Annotated in this window: 4 protein-coding genes and 4 tRNA genes; 5 read left to right on the top strand and 3 right to left on the bottom strand. The window is 34.4% G+C overall.

Going from position 1 to position 2,980, the window contains the following annotated elements; genetic code table 11:
• Window positions 1-67 precede the first annotated feature (67 nt).
• The 3 genes from KTQ83_RS11575 to KTQ83_RS11565 form a co-directional block, all read right to left on the bottom strand.
• Entirely contained in the window at window positions 68-712 is a 645-nt protein-coding gene (locus KTQ83_RS11575) for a hypothetical protein (RefSeq protein WP_186999379.1), read from the bottom strand.
• Window positions 712-861 (bottom strand): hypothetical protein, encoded by a 150-nt coding sequence (locus KTQ83_RS11570; protein WP_217256907.1) that lies wholly within the window; start codon window positions 859-861, stop codon window positions 712-714. The genes KTQ83_RS11575 and KTQ83_RS11570 overlap by 1 nt, the downstream gene beginning before the upstream one ends.
• Before the next feature lie 152 nt (window positions 862-1,013).
• Window positions 1,014-1,982 carry a rod shape-determining protein gene (locus KTQ83_RS11565; RefSeq protein ID WP_117925720.1) on the bottom strand — a complete coding sequence of 323 codons (969 nt, stop codon included), beginning with the start codon at window positions 1,980-1,982 and terminating at the stop codon, window positions 1,014-1,016.
• 79 nt (window positions 1,983-2,061) lie between these two features.
• Between KTQ83_RS11565 and KTQ83_RS11560 the strand changes: the two genes are divergently transcribed.
• From KTQ83_RS11560 to KTQ83_RS11540, 5 genes are all read left to right on the top strand, one after another.
• Entirely contained in the window at window positions 2,062-2,526 is a 465-nt protein-coding gene (locus KTQ83_RS11560) for a hypothetical protein (RefSeq protein ID WP_217256906.1), read from the top strand.
• 38 nt (window positions 2,527-2,564) lie between these two features.
• A tRNA-Val gene (locus KTQ83_RS11555) sits at window positions 2,565-2,640 on the top strand.
• Between the two features lie 7 nt (window positions 2,641-2,647).
• Window positions 2,648-2,731 (top strand) — tRNA-Tyr (locus tag KTQ83_RS11550).
• A 5-nt stretch (window positions 2,732-2,736) separates the two neighbouring features.
• Window positions 2,737-2,812: transfer RNA gene (locus KTQ83_RS11545), tRNA-Gln, on the top strand.
• A gap of 9 nt (window positions 2,813-2,821) precedes the next feature.
• Window positions 2,822-2,895: transfer RNA gene (locus KTQ83_RS11540), tRNA-Gly, on the top strand.
• Window positions 2,896-2,980 lie beyond the last annotated feature (85 nt).

Below are 2,980 nucleotides of genomic sequence, written 5' to 3'. Positions count from 1 at the left end.
AACCGCTGACCCTCTGCTTGTAAGGCAGATGCTCTCCCAACTGAGCTAAACCTCCGTAAGTGCCTATTTATAATATCACCGAGTTAAAATAAATGCAAGCACTTTTTGTAAAAATTATTTGAATTTTTGTTTTACTAAGAATCAAGGCTAAAATAATAGACAAAATCACAATGATCAATGTTTCTTTTGTTCCTTTATATAAGACTACTACAAGGAATACATAGAGTAAAAAATTTAAAATGGTCGTACTGGATAGTGTGTTATCTGTATAAGTGAAGCATGTGCTAAATAGTATGGCTAAAAGAATGGTTGAAAGAATCCATCCTTTCGTATCTTGTCGATTGGCTGACCATACTAAATAACTAAATATTGTCCAAATTAAAATGAATAATATCCATGTTAGAAACATATCTTTTGGTATTGTGTGTGTTAGAATCATTGAGAATAGTGAATAACTTACAAAACAAACAATACTGAATAGGGTTGTATTTAATATAGATGTTTTTTCAGAATGTGAATAAAGTGAGATAATGCAGTTTGTGAAGATCCATAATGGTAAGTTTGATAATAATTTAGTTGGATCAAAATATGCGATAAATGGCTTAATACATTCTATATTTACTGGTATAAAGGATAAGAATCCGAATACTATAGCTATTAAGACAATGCAGATTGTATATAGCCATGTGTTGTTGCTGTTTTTTCTTTTCATTATTTTTTAACCTTCTTTGAATAGATTGTTGCGATGGCTAAAAATAAGATACCTATATATAGGTATGTATAAGTCAGGTTATAAGCGAATATAAATAAGCAGATGGCTGCGATTGAATATAAGATTGATGATACGATATTTTTGTTCATAAAGGTCCTCCTAATGGAACAAATTATATCACACAAAAAGAAAAACTCCCATTGGGAGCTTTTGAAACAGCATTAAGAGAAAAGGGAATAGGATATGAATAAGTGTTCTGCTGTTTACGGTTTAATGTTAAATGATTTTCCTTAAATTGAGCTTAATCTTCCATGCGGGATAAAAGAATCATTAATCCTGCAGAAACTGTATTGATTGGATCGTCTGTGACAAAGATTGGACATCCTATTGTGTTTTGTAGATAGGAAGGTAGTCCATTCATTAACATGGATCCACCACAACATATGATTCCGCGAGTTTTTACATCTTGCTGCATTGTGATTGGCAAGCTAGATAGAAATTGTAGAATCCAGTTGGCCCATTGTTGTACTAAGGGTGTTAGGATTCCAACTATTTGATTTTCGTTAATGATAGCGGATTTTAGTACATGACTATTTTGGTCCATGCCAACAACTTCAAGACTTTTGGGGTCTTGCTGAATATTTACCTGTCCAATCTTACGTTTGATTTTTTCGGCTTGTTTTGTTGATACATTCATGTTGTAGGATTTAAATAGCCAGTTTTTAATGGCGATATTAATTGTACTTCCAGATACGTTGCAACGAGATTTTTTGATCATCTTGCCGTTTTGGAAGATTGCAATATCGCAGTTTGAAGAACCAATATTTAATACACAGCTAGCAACGGGTAAAAATAAATCGAGTTTTGCGCCAATAGCAGCAATCCAGATTTCTTGTTCAAAATAAACGCGGTAAGCACCTAAATCTTCAAGGTGTTCTTTCAATATGTCGCATGATTCTTTATTGAAACTAGTTGGATAACTTACCAACAAAACGGTTTTTTGAAACATACGAAAAGCTTTGTGTTCATATAGTAGTTGTTCTAGGAGTATGTCTAGAACGTCAAAGTTAATTGGATTTTCACGTAAAGGAGATATTACTTTAATATTTGGATCCATGGATCCGATTAAATCCTTAGCGTCTTCACCAATGCCTAAAACATGATTTTGCTCATCAAGCGCAACCATGCATGGCTCATTATATAGTAGACCATCTTCTTGTGTACAAAGCCGGATGTAGTTTGTACCCAAATCAATTCCCATTTGAATCATGTAACCCCTCCTAATATATGCCTATATTTTACACCAGGTTAAATTGTGATACAATATGCATGCATTCCTACATATATAAATGAACAAAATTGAAAAAATCCAAATACCGAATATAAAGGATACATCGCTTTTGGTGGTGCTGGACTCTATTGAGTTAGAAAAAACTTTAAGCTATCATGATTTATTTTTGTTGTGGAGTCCAACGTTTCAAAAAGCAGGTATTCCTGTATATATTGTTTTTCCAGATGAGCCGAACCAATTGAAAGAGTATTGTCAGTATTATAATACATATATTCATTATGTTTCAGATTTTGAATTGATTAAACGATTGGATTGTATCCAAGAAAAGATTGTGTTTGGTAAAAAATATTCAGTGATTTTGTCAAAAATGTATGTTGTGCATAATGGATATTTGTTTGAGGAACAAAAAAGAATAAATAATAAAACAATAAAAAAGCTTTATATAAAGGCTCTTGAATTAAAATTTGAAAATTTTATAAAAAAAATTAAAAATTCCGTTGACATACCCGATATCCTTTGGTAATATAAGTGAGCGCAAACGAGTTTGCGATAAAAAAACATGGAGGTTTAGCTCAGTTGGGAGAGCATCTGCCTTACAAGCAGAGGGTCAGCGGTTCGAGCCCGTTAACCTCCACCATGTTGATGGAGAAGTAGCGAAGTGGCTAAACGCGGCTGACTGTAACTCAGTTCCTTTTGGTTCGGCAGTTCGAATCTGTCCTTCTCCACCACTTATTGGGGTATAGCCAAGCGGTAAGGCACAGGACTTTGACTCCTGCATTTCCCTGGTTCGAATCCAGGTACCCCAGCCATTATTTGTTGCAGGTGTAGTTCAATGGTAGAACTTCAGCCTTCCAAGCTGACTACGTGAGTTCGATTCTCATCACCTGCTCCATTTATTTTAATCCCTTTGTATGGCAAGTTTTGGAGGTTTAGCTCAGTTGGGAGAGCATCTGCCTTACAAGCAGAGGGTCAGCGGT

The organism is Holdemanella porci, assembly GCF_019052655.1.
Lineage (GTDB): Bacteria > Bacillota_I > Bacilli_A > Erysipelotrichales > Erysipelotrichaceae > Holdemanella > Holdemanella hominis.
This window is presented reverse-complemented; position numbering and strand designations above follow the sequence as displayed.